The sequence below is a fragment of the Agrobacterium sp. 10MFCol1.1 genome (assembly GCF_000381165.1).
GTDB classification, from domain to species: domain Bacteria; phylum Pseudomonadota; class Alphaproteobacteria; order Rhizobiales; family Rhizobiaceae; genus Agrobacterium; species Agrobacterium tumefaciens.
Genome location: NZ_KB906074.1, coordinates 173866 through 189688 on the forward strand (window position 1 = coordinate 173866; position 15823 = coordinate 189688).

Annotated in this window: 15 protein-coding genes; 9 read left to right on the forward strand and 6 right to left on the reverse strand. The window is 60.2% G+C overall.

The window, feature by feature from the left end:
* Nucleotide 1: 1 nt before the first annotated feature.
* The 9 genes from F617_RS0109160 to F617_RS0109200 all read left to right on the forward strand — a co-directional run bounded on the left by F617_RS0109160 (nucleotide 2) and on the right by F617_RS0109200 (nucleotide 7031).
* Nucleotides 2-412 carry a lysozyme inhibitor LprI family protein gene (locus tag F617_RS0109160; RefSeq protein ID WP_003513903.1) on the forward strand — a complete coding sequence of 137 codons (411 nt, stop codon included), beginning with the start codon at nucleotides 2-4 and terminating at the stop codon, nucleotides 410-412.
* A gap of 5 nt (nucleotides 413-417) precedes the next feature.
* Nucleotides 418-1062: a hypothetical protein gene (locus tag F617_RS0109165; RefSeq protein WP_026330755.1), complete on the forward strand. Its 645-nt coding sequence runs from the start codon at nucleotides 418-420 to the stop codon at nucleotides 1060-1062.
* A 4-nt stretch (nucleotides 1063-1066) separates the two neighbouring features.
* Entirely contained in the window at nucleotides 1067-2776 is a 1710-nt protein-coding gene (gene ureC / locus F617_RS0109170) for an urease subunit alpha (RefSeq protein WP_019565116.1), read from the forward strand.
* Between the two features lie 9 nt (nucleotides 2777-2785).
* Entirely contained in the window at nucleotides 2786-3454 is a 669-nt protein-coding gene (locus F617_RS0109175) for a TIGR02117 family protein (RefSeq protein WP_019565117.1), read from the forward strand.
* Nucleotides 3455-3622: 168 nt separating this feature from the next.
* Complete coding sequence (locus F617_RS0109180) at nucleotides 3623-4159, forward strand: peroxiredoxin (protein ID WP_013636710.1); 537 nt, start codon at nucleotides 3623-3625, stop codon at nucleotides 4157-4159.
* A 150-nt stretch (nucleotides 4160-4309) separates the two neighbouring features.
* Nucleotides 4310-4810: an urease accessory protein UreE gene (gene ureE, locus F617_RS0109185; protein WP_026330756.1), complete on the forward strand. Its 501-nt coding sequence runs from the start codon at nucleotides 4310-4312 to the stop codon at nucleotides 4808-4810.
* A gap of 3 nt (nucleotides 4811-4813) precedes the next feature.
* On the forward strand, nucleotides 4814-5485 hold the full coding sequence (locus tag F617_RS0109190) for an urease accessory protein UreF (RefSeq protein WP_019565119.1): 672 nt from the start codon (nucleotides 4814-4816) through the stop codon (nucleotides 5483-5485).
* A gap of 106 nt (nucleotides 5486-5591) precedes the next feature.
* Nucleotides 5592-6203, forward strand: a complete 612-nt coding sequence (gene ureG / locus F617_RS0109195) for an urease accessory protein UreG (protein WP_013636707.1) — start codon at nucleotides 5592-5594, stop codon at nucleotides 6201-6203.
* A gap of 3 nt (nucleotides 6204-6206) precedes the next feature.
* Nucleotides 6207-7031, forward strand: a complete 825-nt coding sequence (locus F617_RS0109200; protein ID WP_019565121.1) for an MBL fold metallo-hydrolase — start codon at nucleotides 6207-6209, stop codon at nucleotides 7029-7031.
* A 74-nt stretch (nucleotides 7032-7105) separates the two neighbouring features.
* Here the strand turns inward: F617_RS0109200 and F617_RS0109205 are convergent, their stop codons facing one another.
* The 6 genes from F617_RS0109205 to F617_RS0109230 form a co-directional block, all read right to left on the reverse strand.
* Entirely contained in the window at nucleotides 7106-7795 is a 690-nt protein-coding gene (locus tag F617_RS0109205) for a Crp/Fnr family transcriptional regulator (protein WP_019565122.1), read from the reverse strand.
* A 334-nt stretch (nucleotides 7796-8129) separates the two neighbouring features.
* Entirely contained in the window at nucleotides 8130-11450 is a 3321-nt protein-coding gene (locus F617_RS0109210) for an efflux RND transporter permease subunit (RefSeq protein ID WP_019565123.1), read from the reverse strand.
* A gap of 13 nt (nucleotides 11451-11463) precedes the next feature.
* A complete protein-coding gene (locus tag F617_RS0109215) occupies nucleotides 11464-12657 on the reverse strand; it encodes an efflux RND transporter periplasmic adaptor subunit (RefSeq protein ID WP_003513881.1) in 1194 nt (397 codons plus the stop codon).
* 365 nt (nucleotides 12658-13022) lie between these two features.
* Nucleotides 13023-14015, reverse strand: a complete 993-nt coding sequence (locus tag F617_RS0109220) for an ABC transporter substrate-binding protein (protein ID WP_019565124.1) — start codon at nucleotides 14013-14015, stop codon at nucleotides 13023-13025.
* A gap of 21 nt (nucleotides 14016-14036) precedes the next feature.
* Complete coding sequence (locus F617_RS0109225) at nucleotides 14037-14909, reverse strand: ABC transporter permease (RefSeq protein WP_003513877.1); 873 nt, start codon at nucleotides 14907-14909, stop codon at nucleotides 14037-14039.
* Nucleotides 14906-15781, reverse strand: a complete 876-nt coding sequence (locus F617_RS0109230; RefSeq protein WP_019565125.1) for an ABC transporter permease — start codon at nucleotides 15779-15781, stop codon at nucleotides 14906-14908. The genes F617_RS0109225 and F617_RS0109230 overlap by 4 nt, the downstream gene beginning before the upstream one ends.
* Nucleotides 15782-15823 lie beyond the last annotated feature (42 nt).

Genomic DNA, 15823 nt, shown 5'->3' on the forward strand with positions numbered 1-15823 from the left:
CATGACTTTGAAAAAATTCTGTTTCGGTGCGGCTGTCCTGCTGTCTCTTGCGGCGTCTTCCGCATTTGCCGATGACGCGCCCGATTGCACCTCGCCGCAAACGCAGGCCGATATGACAATCTGCGCCGGCAAGGATTACGAAAAGGCCGACAAGCAGTTGAACGCCGCCTACCAGAAGGTCCGCAAGCAGCTTGCCGAGCGTGACAAGACGGCAGACGAGAGCGGCAAGGGTGCCGTTGATGCATTGGTTGCCGCCCAGCGTGCCTGGGTGGCGTTTCGCGATGCCAATTGTGATGCCTTCGGGTTTCAGGCGCGTGGCGGCACGATGGAGCCGATGCTGGTTTCCTCATGCCTGGCCGATATGAGCAACAAGCGCGCTGATGAATTGCGCCAGTTGTCCGAAGGTTTCTGAACGGTATGGGGCGGCGGATCATGATTGTCGGAAACGGAGAAATGCCGCAGGGCGTGGCTGATCTCATCGACCTTTCCGACATTGTCATCCGCTTCAACGATTGCCGTTCGCTGGGCGCTGGCGGCAGCCGCACGGATGTGGTGGCCGTTTGCAACACCGGCCGGCCCGGCCGCGAGATGAGCGAAGGGGCCGCGTGGCGCGACAATGACGGGGTGCAGCAGGCTTCCGCTATCTGGTCGGTGCGCGATCCCGCGAAATTTTCGCAGATGGAGCCGGATATCCGCGCTCGCTGGCCCGAACTGACCGATTTTTGCGCCGATTATACCTCCGGTTTTGCAGCATTAGCCGAAGAGACCGGCAAGAGCCACCTCGTCATTCCGCGCGGGGTGCATGAGCGGCTTGATCACGCATTGCAGGTCTATGCGCCGGCCCCTTACGTCTGCCCGAGCACCGGGCTTCTTGCCATCGCCCATGTTCTGGAGACCGTGAGCGGCGGCGATGACGAGGTGGCGATTGCGGGCTTTGGTCATCACGGCTGGAACGGGCATCCGTTTGCCGCCGAAAAACAGCTTGTAGAGGCCCTCACACACGAGGGCCGGCTGACACGAATTTCTCCCATATCGATTTTCTCCGCGTCCGAAGGAGCCTGAACCCATGCCTTACAAGATTTCCCGCGCCGCCTATGCCGGCATGTTCGGCCCGACCGTCGGCGACAAGGTGCGTCTTGCCGATACCGAACTCTTCATCGAGATCGAGAAGGACTACACGACCTATGGCGAGGAAGTGAAATTCGGCGGTGGCAAGGTCATTCGCGACGGCATGGGCCAGAGCCAGGCGACGCGGGCCGAAGGCGCTGTCGATACCGTCATCACCAACGTCGTCATCGTCGACCATAGCGGCATTTACAAGGCGGATGTGGGCCTGAAGAACGGGCGCATCCACGCCATCGGCAAGGCGGGCAACCCCGATACGCAGCCGGGCGTGACAATCATTGTCGGCCCTTCGACAGAGGCGATTGCCGGCGAAGGCAAGATTCTGACTGCCGGCGGCATGGATGCACATATCCACTTCATCTGCCCGCAGCAGATCGAGGAAGCGCTGATGAGCGGCGTTACCTGCATGCTGGGCGGCGGTTCCGGCCCCGCGCATGGCACGCTTGCCACCACCTGCACCGGCGCGTGGCACATCGAGCGGATGATCGAGAGCTTCGACGCTTTCCCGATGAACCTCGCATTGGCGGGCAAGGGCAATGCTTCGTTGCCCGCGCCGCTGGAAGAGATGATCCTTGCCGGTGCCTCATCGCTGAAGCTGCACGAGGACTGGGGCACGACGCCCGCCGCCATCGACAATTGCCTGACGGTGGCTGACGAATATGACGTGCAGGTGATGATCCACACCGATACGCTGAACGAGAGCGGTTTCGTGGAAGACACGGTTGCCGCCATCAAGGGCCGTACCATCCATGCCTTCCACACCGAAGGGGCAGGCGGCGGCCATGCGCCTGATATCATCAAGGTCTGCGGCAATCCGAACGTCATCCCGTCTTCCACCAACCCGACGCGGCCCTACACCATCAATACACTGGCCGAACATCTGGATATGCTGATGGTGTGCCACCACCTGTCGTCGTCCATCCCTGAGGATATCGCGTTCGCCGAAAGCCGCATCCGCAAGGAAACCATCGCGGCGGAGGATATTCTCCACGATATCGGCGCGTTCTCGATCATTTCCTCCGACAGCCAGGCCATGGGCCGTGTCGGTGAAGTGGCGATCCGCACCTGGCAGACAGCTGACAAGATGAAGCGCCAGCGCGGCCGTCTGAAGGACGAGACCGGCGAAAACGACAATTTCCGCGTCCGCCGTTACATCGCCAAATATACCATCAACCCGGCCATCGCGCAGGGCGTCAGCCATGAGATCGGCTCCATCGAAGTCGGCAAGCGTGCCGATCTGGTGTTGTGGAACCCGGCATTCTTCGGCGTGAAGCCGGAAATGGTGTTGCTCGGCGGTTCCATCGCCGCGGCACCGATGGGCGATCCGAATGCCTCCATTCCAACGCCGCAGCCGATGCATTACCGCCCGATGTTTGCCGCCTATGGCAAGCTGCGCACCAATTCCTCGGTTACATTTGTCAGTCAGGCGTCGCTGGATGCCGGCATTGCAGGGCGTCTTGGTGTTGCCAAGAAGCTGATGGCGGTGAAGAACGTGCGCGGCGGTATTTCCAAGGCCTCGATGATCCACAATTCGCTGACCCCGCATATCGAGGTTGACCCGGAAACGTATGAGGTGCGCGCCGATGGCGAGCTTCTGACCTGTGAACCGGCGACGGTGCTGCCGATGGCGCAGCGTTATTTCCTGTTCTGACGGCGTTTCGTGGTGAGATTTATCACAAGGTGGATCGGCGGTGGCCTGCTGCTGATCATCCTGCTTCTTGTGCTCGGCACCGTCGTGCCGCGACCCTTTTTTGCCGATGAAACAAGCGGCGTGAGGGATCGCGAGATATTGCTGTTATCCAATCCGATCCATACCGATATCGCCCTGCCTGTTGATGACGATCTGCGTCGGGTCTTTTCCGAATTGCAGGAGGGCGGTATCGCGGTCAACCATCCGGCTGCTGCCTATCTGGTGTTCGGCTGGGGTGGCCGGTCGTTTTACATACAGACGCCGACATGGGCCGACCTGAAGCCGATGCCAGTCGTGCGCTCTCTGACACTCGACCAGTCTGTGATGCATGTGGATGTGACTGGGGATTTTCCCGCCGACCTTGCCGGGGTGAAGCGCCTTCGCATTTCCGAAGCGGGATATCAGCGACTTGTGGCGGGCATTCGTGCGAGCTTCCTGCGGGACAATGACAAAGTTCAGCTTATACCCGGTGCTTCCTACAGCCTGACGGATGGATTTTTCGAGGCGAATGGCTGGTTCAATGCGCTGGCCGGCTGCAACACGTGGTCTGCCGCCATGCTGCGGCAAGCCGGCATTCGCACCGGCTGGTGGACACCGTTGCCGCCACTGTTGCGCTGGTCGGTAGCGCTGCACAATTGATCTTCCCGCGGTGCGACGTTTCGTTGATTTGACGTCTGGTAATCCGATTTTTATGCTGCACCGCAGCGCATCTTGCGCTAAAGAAACGGCAAAAGAATTCCGTGCGGATCGGTCCCAAGCGATCCGTGCAAAACGCCAGAAAATTGAAGACAGATCAGGAGACAAGACATGCTCGGCAAAAAAGTGCCCGCCGTTACCTTCCGCACGCGTGTTCGCGACGAGGCCGTTGGTGGCCCCAACCCTTTCCGTTGGCAGGACATGACCTCCGACGACTACTTCAAGGGCAAAAAGGTCGTTCTTTTCTCGCTGCCCGGCGCTTTCACGCCGACTTGCTCGACCTACCAGCTTCCCGATTTCGAAAAGCTCGCGGGCGAATTCCGCGCGCTCGGCGTCGATGAAATCTATTGCCTGTCGGTCAACGACGCCTTCGTGATGAATGCCTGGGCAAAGGGCCAGAACCTCGAAAACGTCAAGGTCATTCCTGACGGTTCGGGCGAGTTCACCCGCAAGATGGGCATGCTGGTCGCCAAGGACAATCTCGGTTTCGGCATGCGCTCCTGGCGTTACGCCGCCGTCATCAACGACGGTCTGGTGGAGCAGTGGTTTGAGGAAGAGGGCTATTGCGACAATAGCGATACCGACCCTTACGGCGTTTCCTCGCCGCAGAACATTCTGGAAAACCTGAAGAGCCGCGCTGCGGCCTGATTGCGGTTTGCTTTTTTTGACAAGGCCCGGCAGCGATGCCGGGCTTTTTCGTTTTCCGAGACGCGTTCGACCTGAAAACACGCCTTGAAATCGGCCTGGCTATCCGTCAACAATCGGAACCCCAAGACTGTTTCTGAAATGGATCATCCCATGCTGCGCGTCACGTCCTATCACCCCGCCGGAACTCCAGCCGACGAACCTTCCGGTTATGTCACTCTCGCGCATGACCAGCGGCATCTGCGCCGCAAACTTCTGCATTTGCAGAATGACGAGATGGTGATGTTGGATTTGAAGGAAGCTGTGCTGTTTGCCCATGGCGACCTGCTGGTGGTGGAGAACGGTGATCTGGTGGAGGTTCGCGCTGCGGACGAAAAGCTGTTCGAAATCAAGGCGAAGGACCGTCTTCACCTGATCGAGCTTGCCTGGCATCTGGGCAACCGGCACCTTTCGGCGCAGATCGAGGAGGAGCGTATTCTCATCCTGCGTGACCACGTGATCCGCGCCATGCTGGAAGGCCTTGGCGCCACAGTGCGTGATGTGGAAGAACCTTTCCAGCCGGCGCGCGGTGCTTACCACGCCCATGGCGGCCATTCCCACGGTCACGGTCACGGGCACGGGCATGACCATGGTCACCATCACGACCATGGCTGAAACATGAGCGAAGATCGCGGCGTTGCCGCGCTGCTGCGGCTCATGGCCTGGATGTCGCCGGCCTTTCCTGTCGGCGGCTTTTCCTATTCTGGCGGCCTTGAAAAGGCGGTGGAGGACCGGCGCGTCAGTGATGCCGCCGGCCTTTACGGCTGGGTGGAGGTGCTTCTGCGTTCCGGCAGTCTGTGGAACGATGCGGTATTTCTGGCTGATGCCTGGCGTAATGGAACGGACGCCGTCGCCCTGAGTGAAGCGGCGGATCTGGCTCGCGCGCTCGCCGGTTCTGCGGAGCGCTACCGCGAGACGGTGCTCCTCGGCGATGCCTTCGTTGCCGCCGCCGGCGCCTGGCCGAACGCGGTTCTTGAGCTGTTGCCGAAAGAGGTTCCTTATCCTGTTGCCATAGGTGCGGTGGCGGCAGGGCATGGCGTGCCGCTTCGGGAAACGGTTGCCGCATTCCTGCATGCCGGTGTCTCGCAGATCGTCTCCGCCGGTATCCGCCTCGGCGTCGCGGGGCAGAAGGATGGCGTTGCCATTCTCGCTGCAAGCGAGGCGACAATCGGCGAAATGGCGGCACGGGCCGTGCAATCCACGCTCGACGATCTCGGCAGCGCCACTGTTATCGCCGACACCGCGACCATGCGGCACGAGATGCAGGGAACGCGGCTTTTCCGCTCCTGAATATCTCGCCGCAATGCAGCATTGCCGCCCTTGAAGCGGTCGTGCGAAGCGTTATGGTGGGACAACATCAAAGCATATTGAAGGGAACATGGTTGTGACATCGGGCATGAAATCGGGCAACGGTCCGCTGCGCGTCGGCATTGGCGGGCCGGTCGGTTCCGGCAAGACCGCGCTGACGGAAAAGCTTTGCAAGGCGATGAGCGCCGATTACTCCGTCGCCGTCGTTACCAACGATATCTACACCAAGGAAGATGCGGAAGCGCTGGTGCGCATGCAGGCGCTGCCGTCCGAGCGTATCGTTGGAGTGGAGACGGGCGGATGTCCGCATACCGCCATCCGTGAGGATGCGACGATCAATCTGCAGGCGATTGCCGGTCTCAATGCGCGCTTTCCCGATCTCGATGTTGTCTTCATCGAATCCGGTGGCGACAATCTTGCGGCGACTTTCTCGCCCGATCTTGCCGATATCACCATCTATGTGATCTCCGTCTGTCAGGGCGAGGAAATTCCGCGCAAGGGCGGGCCGGGCATCACCCGCTCGGACCTGCTGGTCATCAACAAGAAAGACCTTGCCCCTTACGTCGGCGCTGATCTGACGGTGATGGACAGTGATGCCACCCGCATGCGCAATGCCATGCCTTTCGTCTTTACTGACATGAAGCGCGGCGAGGGTGTCGATCGCATCGTCGGTTTCCTGAAAGAGCAGGGCGGTCTCTGAGACATGACCACGCCCCTCCGTTTTGGTCCCTATGACGTTTCCCGTTTTGTCGATGGTGTCTACAAGGCGCCTGTCGGCCACCTCATCCACCGGCAGGGCGCGGATGCGCTGGCGGCGGCGCTTGCCGGGCATGAGGGCGAAACGGTGGATATGGACGTCAACTGTTTTGTGCTGTCAGGGCCTGATGGTATTTCGCTGATAGACACCGGTTGCGGCACGGCCTGGGGGCCGACCTACGGCCATGCCCGTGCGGGGATGATTGCCGCTGGGATCCAGCCTGATGATGTCAGCCGTGTTATCCTCACCCATATTCACGGCGACCATGCGCTGGGACTTATCGAAGGCGACCGGCCTTATTTTCCCAATGCGGACATATGGGTGCCCGAGGCCGATCTTGCCTTTTTCACCAGCGAGGATGCGCGCAAGACATTGCCGGCAGCGAGGCAGGGCGCCTTCGATATTGCCGCCCGGCTGCTCGACATTTGTGGGGCCATGCTGCGGCCAATCCCAACTGGCAGGATTGCCGAGGGTATGGAAGCCATCGCCATGCCCGGCCATACGCCTGGCCATACCGGCTATCTCATCGGTAATGGCGATGACCGGCTGTTATTGTGGGGCGATGTGCTGCATGTTAGCGCGTTGCAGGCGGACGATCCGGGTATCGGTTTCGTCTATGATATCGATTCCGAAACTGCATACTCGACACGTCTCGATGCGCTGGCCCAGGTTGCCGATCACGGCTGGCTGGTTTCCGGCGGCCATCTTGGTGGGTTTTTCCGCGTCGAGCGAAAGGGCGATCGCTTCCGCTTCGTGCCGCAGCCGGTCTGATATCCTGCTCGACAAAAAATTAGAGGACGGGATACCCGTAGGCGTCCCGTCCTCTTCCTCTCCCCGGTACTTCTTCAAATCTGCTTCAGCGCCGCGACATCATTGACCTGCACGATGCGGCCGCGAACGGTGACGCCCGCCTTTTTCAGTGCGGAGAAAGCGCGCGACAGCGCTTCCGGCGCAAGGCCGAGCTTGCCGGCGAGCAGGCTTTTCTGGAACGGCAGACGCAGCGAAAAGGACGTAGCGTCGCGCGGTCCCTGATTGATCAGGTAATGGGCAACGCGTTGCGGCGCGGTTTGCAGCCGGTCGTTGGCAATGCAATCCATGGTGCCGAGCAGGCTGTTGGAGAGGCAGCGCATCACGGCCTTGGCGATTGCCGGTTCCTGATCCACAAGGCTGCGGATTCTTGCCAGCTCGAAACGCGCCACGGTGCAGCTTTCCGCCGCCTGCGCGCTGTAACGATAGCTGTCGCTGCCGAAGATCAGGCATTCGTTGAAGGTATCGCCCGGACCGCTGACACGCACATCCGCCTCGCGCCCGTGCCTGTCCAGCCGGTAAAGGCGGACATAGCCCGACAGCACGCAGTAGAAATATTGCGCTGCCTCGCCCTCCTTGAAGAGCACATGGCGGGCATTGAGATTGGTGACGGTCGCCGCCTCCATCAGTTTCAACGCCGCCGCTTCATCCGCAATCCCTATCAGGGGCACGCGCAGCAGAATGTTCCTGTCCCTGTTGCTCAGCTTTACGGTCTTGTTCACGTCCATCCGGCTCCCGCTCAAACCTTTTGCCGGGTTGTCCGAAGCGATACGAAACCGGGGATGTTCCTTTTCCCTCACGCCTATCTGAAAAGAGCTCATCGCATTATCCTTCGACCGGCAATTCCCGATGCGAGGGAGATTAGCAGTTCACCTGAAAAGCGAATTGATTTCGATCAAATGGGTTTGGCGTTGGTGTGCGTGGAGCAGGGAAATGTGGAGCGAGTGGGTGCGACCTATCTCTTCTCCCCTACGTGGAGAAGAAGCCAGCCGCAACGCAGTCGCGACCAAGCAAACTCACCACAAAAGGAAACGCCGGGCACTGGACCCGGCGTTTCAACTTTCACTCGGCAGCGAGCGGCGGCAACCGCAATATATTGCTGCCCTTGTCACCGGATTTTTCACCGGAGCCTTTTTCCATGCCGGCGACGCGCGCTTCCAGCGAGGAGAGCGCCAGGCTGTTTTCGCGGGCGATCTCCGAGAGTTTTTCGTTGGAGAGCGACTCTTCCTCCTCTTCCTTCTTGCCGACGAAGCGGCCGAAGAGGTGGGCGAGCAGGCGCGACAGGTCATCCATGATCAGGAAGAAGGCGGGGACCACGATCAGGGACAGCACCGTGGAGACGATGATGCCACCGATCACCGCAATCGCCATCGGCGCGCGGAAGGAGCCGCCTTCGCCGACGCCAAGTGCCGAGGGCAACATGCCCGCCGACATGGCGATGGAGGTCATGATGATCGGGCGGGCGCGCTTGCGGCCGGCCTCGACCATGGCATGCACCCGTTCCATGCCGTGCCGGCGCATTTCAATGGCGAAGTCCACCAGCAGGATGGCGTTTTTCGTCACGATACCCATCAGCATCAGAATGCCGATGAGAACGGGCATGGAAAGCGCGTTCTGCGTGATGATGAGCGCCACAGCCACGCCGCCAATGGCGAGCGGCAGTGAGAACAGGATGGTGAAGGGCTGGATGATATCCTTGAACAGAAGGATAAGCACCACCAGCACCAGAAGCAGGCCGAGCAGCATGGCGTTGACGAAGCCCTGTTGCATTTCGCCCTGCACCTTGGCATCGCCGCTTTCGGCAAGGCGAACGCTTGCCGGCAGTTCGGTTTCCGAAACGATCCGCTTGTACTCCGCCGTAGACGTATCGAGCGCTGTGCCGAACGGTACATCGGAGCCGATGGAGACGACGCGGTTACGGTCGTTGCGCTTGATCGAGCTTGGACCTTCCGAATAGTCGATATCGGCAACACTGTAGAGCGGCACCAGCGAACCGGATGCGGTCTTGACCTTCAGCGCGCGGATGGTGGCGAGGTCACGGCGGGTATCGATAGATGCCTGCACGCGGATCGGGATCTGCCGGTCGTCCAGCGAGATTTTCGTCAACTGTGCGTCGATGTCACCGATGGTGGCGACACGCACCGTCTGCGAAATCTGCTGCGGCGTGATTCCGAGGCGGGCGATCTCGTCCTTGCGCGGGCGGATTTGCAGTTCAGGACGGGGAAGCGCTCCCTCCGAGCTGACATTGGCAAGGATGGGCGAGGCGCGCAGGCGGCTTTCGAGAATGCCGACGGCGTCGTTCAGATCCTTCTCGTTGGACGAGAGGAAGTTGAAGCTCAGTTCGCGTTCCGCGCGGTCGTTCAGCTTGATGATGCGTACATCCGGAATGCTGTGGACCTTGGCGAAGATATCCCGCTCAACATCCCACTGCGGACGGACACGGCCCTTTTCCTCGATCTTCGGAAGATATTGGCCGACAAGCGGAAGCGAGCCGAGACCCTTGTTGACAAGGGTTTTCAGCAGCGAATGGTCGATATGCTGGAGAATGACGTTGACGGTGGCGCGGCGAAGCTCCAGATCGCCCTTGGGCGAGGCGCCGCCGAGGATGAAGACGCTTTCCACACCGTTGATATCGCGGATGGCGTGGAAGATTTCGGTCGTCGTCCGGTCTGTCTCGTCCAGCGTTGCATTGGGCGGCAGTTCCACCGAAAGCGTTACGCGCGAGGCGTCGTCCGGTGGCAGGAAGCTGCCCGGCACCTGGCTTAGAAGCATGACGGAAGCAATGAGGAAGCCGATGGCGCCGACCAGCGTCAGGTAACGCGCCCACCATTTGGAGGTGGTGGCGGAAACCATGCGCGTATAGGCTTTCATCAGCCAGCCGTCATTGTCGGCATGGTCATCCATCGCGTCTTCGGCGCGCATCAGGTAGGCGGCCATCAAGGGCGTGATGAGACGGGCGACCGCCAGCGAGAAGAACACCGAGAAGGCGACCGTCAGACCGAACTGGATGAAGTACTGGCCGGGAATGCCTGGCATGAACGACACGGGTACGAAGACGGCGATGATGGTGAAGCTGGTGGCGATGACGGCAAGGCCGATTTCGTCTGCGGCTTCCAGCGAGGCGCGATACGGCGTCTTGCCCATCTTGATGTGGCGGGCGATGTTCTCGATTTCCACGATGGCGTCGTCCACGAGAATACCCGTGGCGAGCGTCAATGCGAGGAAGCTGACGAGGTTGAGCGAGAAGCCCATGATGTCCATGATCCAGAATGTCGGGATCGCGGAGAGCGGCAGGGCCACGGCGGCAATCAGGGTAGCGCGCCAGTTCCTGAGGAACAGCAGAACCACGATGACGGCGAGGACCGCGCCTTCGATCAGCGTATCGAGCGCTGCCGTATAGTTGCCATAGGTGAAGTAGACGGCGTCATCGACCATCTGGATCGCGACGTCGGGATGGTCCTTGCGGACCTGATCGAGGCTTTCGGCCACGGTTTTGGCGACCGAAACCTCGCTGGCGCCCTTGGAGCGGAACACCGCAAAGGTAACGGCGGGGTTGCCGTTGAAGCGCGAGAAGGACTTCTGCTCCTCATAGGTGTCCGTGACGGTGCCGAGTTCGGCGAGCTTTACGAAACGGCCATTGGAGAGCGCGATGGTGGTGTTGGCAAGCTGGGTGACATCGCGGGTGTCGCCGAGCGTGCGGATCGTCTGTTCGTTGCCGCCAACCTGGCCGCGGCCGGAGCCAAGGTCGATATTGGTGCCGCGCAGCTGGCCGTTCACTTCGCTTGCGGTGATGCCGTAGGCGTCGAGCTTTTCGGGGCTGAGCGAAACGCGCACTTCGCGGTCGGCGCCGCCATAACGGTCGACCTTGCCGATGCCGGACTTGCCCTGTAGCGAACGCTTGATGGTGTCATCCACGAACCAGGACAGTTCTTCCAGCGTCATGTTCGGCGAGGAGACGGCAAAGGTCTGGATTGCCTGGCCTTCCACGTCGATCTTGCTGACAACAGGCACTTCGATGTCGGATGGCAGATCGCTGCGGATCTTGTCGATAGCGTCCTTGACGTCCTGAACCGCCTCTTCCGTCGGCTTTTCGATGCGGAAGACGACGGTTGTCAGGGATTGTCCGTCGGTGACGGTCGACTGGATTTCGTCGACGCCGCTAATGGCGGCGACAGCGTCTTCGATCTCCTTCGTCACCTGCATTTCCAGCTCGGACGGCGAAGCGCCGCTCTGGGTCACGGTGACGGCAACGACGGGAACGTCGATATTGGGAAAACGGGTGATCGGCAGGGCGTTGAAGGCCTGGATGCCGAGGAACATCAAAAGCGCGAAGCCGAGAAGCGGCGCAATCGGGTTACGGATTGACCATGCGGAGAAGTTCATTTCATTCCCTCAGTCAGTTGGACGCAGCCGTCTGGGCTTCCACCGGTCTTATCCGGTCACCATCACGCACGAATGCTCCAGCTTTCTCGACAACCTTGTCACCAGCGGCAAGTCCGCTGACAATCTCGATGAAACCGCTGTCTTCAATGCCGGTCTCGATCTTCACCTGCTTGACGATGTCGCCTTCCACCTTGCGGGTGGTCGAGCCTTCACGCCCGGAGGTGACGGCCGAAAGCGGCAGCGCAAGCGCGTTCGTCTCTTTTACGATGATCTCCGCGCTGGCATACATGCCCGACCGTGCCGGGCTGTCCGTCGGCAGCACAACATGCACGGAACCAAGGCGCGTGGCCGGATCGACGGTCGGCGAAACGAGACGCACCTTGCCCTCAATTTTTTTGGCTCCGCCGGCAACCGTCAAGAAAGCTTTCTGGCCGGCCTTCACCCGCTGGATGTCGGTCTCGGAAAGATCGGCGACGAGCTCGATCGCGCCGTCCTTGATGATCGTGAAAAGCGGGTTTCCCGCACCGCTGGCGATGGCGCCGACCTTGGCATTCTTGGCGGAAACGATACCGGTGACGGGGGTTTTCACACCCGTGCGCGTCAGTTTCAGATTGATGTCGTCAATCTGCGCGTCCACGACCTTGATGTCTGCCTCTCCGGCGGAAACGGTCTGTTTGGCGGCATCAAGGCGTGCCTGCGCAACCTGGGCAGCGGCCTCGGTTTTTTCCGTCTCGGAGACGGAACCGGAACCGCTCTGGCCGAGCTTGGCGGCGCGGTCGCGCTGGCGAAGGGCATCGGCCTTGTTGGCCTCAGCCTCCAGAACCTGCGCCTTGGATTGCGCAACGGCGGCCTGCGCCTTGGCCCTGTTGGCCTCAAGCTGGCTTTTTTGCAGGAGAAGACTGTCCGAGGAAAGCACGGCCAGAACCGCATTGGCCTCGACCCTGTCGCCGATATCGACGTTCAGTTCGTCGATCGACAGGCCGTCGACCAGCGGCTGTACATAAATTTCGTCCACGGGCCTGATGGTACCGGTGGCGATGATGCGGTCCACGAGATCGCGTGTTGCGGCGTGCGCGACGATGATGGAAGGCAGGTTCTGCTGTTTGACCGGTTCCGGCACTTCTCCCTCGGCCACGGCCGAAAATGGCAGGGCCGTTGCGGAAAGAAGAAGGAAAACAAAGCGGTTAAACGTGACTTTATGCTGCATGTGTCTTGGCTCGCGCAATATTCGATCGCATGTCCTTCAGCCTGAAGGCGTGTTTTAAAAGGTCATGCGGCAACGAATGTGAAACAAGGGATCACAATACTTCCTTCTCGATCCTCCCGATTCAAACGCCCCTCAACGCGAATCTTAAGCACCTTTGCCTCGTGCTTTTTTACAAGATCAAATTCGGCAGTCTTGTTGGCGGGGACTCTAATTGTTGTTGCTATACAAATCAATCCGCATAGCCTCGAGGGTTGATATACATTTTTGTATATGGCCGAGTGTTGTAATTCATCAAACGGGTCACCAGCGAGCAAAAAAACGCGCGGTGATGGCCGCGCGTTTCCATGTTTTCGGCGTCGACGTGACTATTTCAGCGCCGCATCGGTGATTTCAGTGGTGTAGGCGCCTGTCGGCTCCTTGGTTATGACGGGATCGGAACCGCCGCCGAGCAGCGTCTTGACGGTGCGCTCGTAATCCGCCTTGTCCAGCGCGCCCTTCGAGCCGGCGGTCAGCTTGGCGACTTCGCCCATCATGCGCTTCTGGTGCTTTTCGGTCTGGGCGCCGGAGGCGTCATTTTCAAGAACGATACCTGCTGCATCGTCAGGGTGTTCTTCCGCCCACTTCCAGCCCTTCATGGAAGCGCGGACGAATTTGACCATGTCTTGCTTGAACTTGGCGTCCTTCAGCTTGTCTTCGAGAACGTAGAGCCCGTCCTCCAGCGTTGCGACGCCTTCGTCCTCATATTTGAACGTGACGAGTTCCTCCGGCTTGATGCCGGCATCAATGACCTGCCAGTATTCATTATAGGTCATGGTGGAAATGCAGGCGGCCTGCTTTTGCAGCAGCGGATCGACGTTGAAACCCTGCTTGAGGACGGTGACGCCATCCGCGCCGCCGGTGGTCGGGATTTTCAGGTGCGCCATCCACGACAGGAACGGATATTCATTGCCGAAGAACCAGACGCCGAGCGTCTTGCCCTTGAAATCTTCCGGCTTGGTAATGCCGGTTTCCTTGAGGCAGGTCAGCATCATGCCTGACGTTTTGAACGGCTGGGCAATGTTGACGAGCGGCACGCCCTTTTCGCGGGTGGCGAGTGCCGATGGCATCCAGTCGACGATCACATCCGCGCCACCGCCGGCCAGAACCTGCGCAGGCGCAATATCCGGTCCGCCCGGCTTGATATCGACATCGAGGCCTTCGGCTTCATAAAAGCCCTTGTCCTTGGCGACGTAATAACCGGCGAACTGCGCCTGGGTGACCCATTTCAGCTGCAGGGTGATCTTGTCGGCAGCCTGAGCCTCAAATGCGCTCAGAAGTGACGCGCCGGCAAGAAGAATGGAGGCAAGTTTCATTTTCATCGCTGTTCCCTTTTTCGTTATTTACGTTCGTCCCCCACGGACGGACGGATGCCAGAAGGTGACGGCGCGCTCGATGAGCGCCACCAGACCATAAAATCCTGAGCCTGCGAGCGCCGCCACGGCAATTTCTGCCCAGACCATATCGACATTGCTGCGGCCCATTTCCGCCGAGATGCGAAAACCCATGCCGACGATGGGCGTGCCGAAGAATTCCGCGACGATGGCGCCGATCAGCGCCAGTGTGGAATTGATCTTCAGGGCGTTGAAGATGAAGGGCCAGGCGGCGGGCAGGCGCAGTTTCAGCAATGTCTGCCCCCAGCCTGCGGCATAGGTGCGCATCAGGTCGCGTTCCATGTGGCTGGAGGCAGCAAGCCCTTGAACCGTGTTCACCAGCATCGGGAAAAACGTCATGATGACGACGACAGCCACTTTCGACTGCCAGTCGAAACCGAACCACATGACCATGATGGGAGCGATGCCGACGACCGGCAGGGCGGAGACGAAATTGCCGATGGGCAGAAGCCCGCGTTGCAGGAAAGGCGAGCGGTCGATGAGGATGGCGACGATGAAACCGAGGCCGCAGCCGAGCACATAACCCGTCAGCACCGATTTGAGGAAGGTCTGGCGGAAATCCGCCCAGAGGATCGGTAGCGAGCCGAGAAGGCGGGCGAGGATGGCGCTCGGGGCAGGCAACAGGATGGGTGGGACGGAGAAGCCGCGCACCACACCTTCCCAAAGCGCGAGAATGGCCAGCCCGAAGAGAAGCGGTACGGCCATGCGGCTCATTCGCTTTGCCGACTGTGATGCGAAGGTGTGGCGCACCAGCCATTCGTTGGAGGCCCAGGCGGCAAGCCAGAACAGGATTGCGCCAATAAACCAGACGGGATTTGTCATGGCCGCGCTCCCATTCTTTTGAGGACGGCAGCGTGGGCGATGCCGATGATCGATACCAGAATGGCGGCCACACCGGCGGCCATGAACAGCGCTGCCCATATCTGCACGGTCTGGCCGTAATAGGAGCCGGAGAGCAGACGCGCGCCGAGACCGGCGACGGCGCCCGTCGGCAATTCGCCGACGATGGCCCCGACCAGCGCAATCGCGATGGCGATCTTCAGCGAGGTGAAGAGATAGGGCAGGGCAGACGGCCAGCGCAGCTTCCAGAAGATTTGTGCGGGCGAGGCATTATAGGTGTGCATCAGGTCCAGCTGGATGGTTTCGGGGCTTCTGAGGCCCTTCACCATGCCGACGACAATCGGGAAGAACGAGAGATAGGTGGAAATCAGCGCCTTGGGCAACAGCCCGGAAATGCCGATGGAATTCAGGACGACGATGATCATCGGCGCGACGGCAAGGATTGGAATGGTCTGGCTGGCGATGATCCACGGCATGACCGAGCGGTCCATGGCACGATTGTGGATGATGGAGACGGCAAGCAGGATGCCGAGCACCGCGCCGATGGCGAAACCGAGGAGCGTGGCCGAAAGCGTGACGCCCGCGTGATAAACGAGGCTGCGCTTGGAGGTGATCGCCTTGTTGACGGTGGTGTCCCACAGTTCCGCGATGATCTGGTGCGGGGCGGGGAGAACCGGGCGCTCCTGTGCGAAGGTTTGCGGCAGAAGCTCCATGAAGCTCGGCGTCTGGCCGGCGCGGTTTGCCTGATCGCGGACGAAGGGCATGTTGAGGTAGATGACGCAAAGGTGCCAGACGATGAGGATGGCGAGGAGGACGGTGAGGATGGGGAGGACGCGGTGGCGGAGGAGGGTCATCGGGTTGCCCTCGGTTGATGGGGGGTAATGCTGGCGCTGACC

Coding starts and splice junctions, on each gene's coding strand:
- F617_RS0109160 (WP_003513903.1), top strand. CDS start 2: ATGACTTTGAAAAAATTCTGTTTCGGTGCGGCTGTCCTGCTGTCTCTT.
- F617_RS0109205 (WP_019565122.1), bottom strand. CDS start 7,795: ATGGACGTGAACAAGACCGTAAAGCTGAGCAACAGGGACAGGAACATT.
- ureE (WP_026330756.1), top strand. CDS start 4,310: ATGCTGCGCGTCACGTCCTATCACCCCGCCGGAACTCCAGCCGACGAA.
- F617_RS0109230 (WP_019565125.1), bottom strand. CDS start 15,781: ATGACCCTCCTCCGCCACCGCGTCCTCCCCATCCTCACCGTCCTCCTC.
- F617_RS0109200 (WP_019565121.1), top strand. CDS start 6,207: ATGACCACGCCCCTCCGTTTTGGTCCCTATGACGTTTCCCGTTTTGTC.
- ureG (WP_013636707.1), top strand. CDS start 5,592: ATGAAATCGGGCAACGGTCCGCTGCGCGTCGGCATTGGCGGGCCGGTC.
- F617_RS0109190 (WP_019565119.1), top strand. CDS start 4,814: ATGAGCGAAGATCGCGGCGTTGCCGCGCTGCTGCGGCTCATGGCCTGG.
- F617_RS0109225 (WP_003513877.1), bottom strand. CDS start 14,909: ATGACAAATCCCGTCTGGTTTATTGGCGCAATCCTGTTCTGGCTTGCC.
- F617_RS0109165 (WP_026330755.1), top strand. CDS start 418: ATGGGGCGGCGGATCATGATTGTCGGAAACGGAGAAATGCCGCAGGGC.
- F617_RS0109180 (WP_013636710.1), top strand. CDS start 3,623: ATGCTCGGCAAAAAAGTGCCCGCCGTTACCTTCCGCACGCGTGTTCGC.
- ureC (WP_019565116.1), top strand. CDS start 1,067: ATGCCTTACAAGATTTCCCGCGCCGCCTATGCCGGCATGTTCGGCCCG.
- F617_RS0109210 (WP_019565123.1), bottom strand. CDS start 11,450: ATGAACTTCTCCGCATGGTCAATCCGTAACCCGATTGCGCCGCTTCTC.
- F617_RS0109215 (WP_003513881.1), bottom strand. CDS start 12,657: ATGCAGCATAAAGTCACGTTTAACCGCTTTGTTTTCCTTCTTCTTTCC.
- F617_RS0109220 (WP_019565124.1), bottom strand. CDS start 14,015: ATGAAAATGAAACTTGCCTCCATTCTTCTTGCCGGCGCGTCACTTCTG.